The organism is Aliifodinibius sp. S!AR15-10 (assembly GCF_031569985.1).
Classification (GTDB): Bacteria; Bacteroidota; Rhodothermia; order Balneolales; family Balneolaceae; genus JAMQKA01.
In genome coordinates this window covers 1-505 of the sequence record NZ_JAMQKA010000137.1, presented here as the reverse complement: position 1 = coordinate 505, position 505 = coordinate 1, and the positions used below count along the sequence as shown (strand labels likewise).

General features: G+C 53.3%; 1 protein-coding gene. It reads left to right on the top strand.

What is annotated here, in order from left to right:
- On the top strand, positions 1-505 hold a 505-nt coding region (gene uxuA, locus NC796_RS27015), incomplete at both ends, for a mannonate dehydratase (RefSeq protein ID WP_310688950.1).

The window sequence follows — 505 nt, the reverse complement described above, 5'->3', positions numbered from 1 at the left end:
AATATGAAGATATCGATGACCAGCAGTTGAGAGAACACCTGTATGATTTTCTCAGGCAAATTATCCCTGTTGCCGAAGAGCACGAGGTACGCATGGCCATCCATCCGGATGATCCCCCCTTCCCACTATTTGGCCTGCCCCGAATAGTCAGCACCGAGGCCGATGCGAAACAATTGACTGAGGTAGTGGATTCGCTCTACAACGGTCTAACTCTCTGTACCGGTTCATACGGAGCCCGCGCCGATAACGATCTGCCGGGCATGGTTGAACGGCTGGGTGATCGAGTCAACTTCATTCACCTGCGCAGTGTGGCCCGCGATGATGACGGCAGCTTCCAAGAGGCCAATCACCTGGAGGGTCACGCCGGCATGTTTGACATCATGTATGCTCTTATTAAGGAACAAGAGCGTCGAAAAGCGGAAGGCCGAACGGATCTTGAAATTCCTATGCGGCCCGATCACGGGCACCGCATGCTCGACGATCTTCAAAAAGAATCCTATCCCGG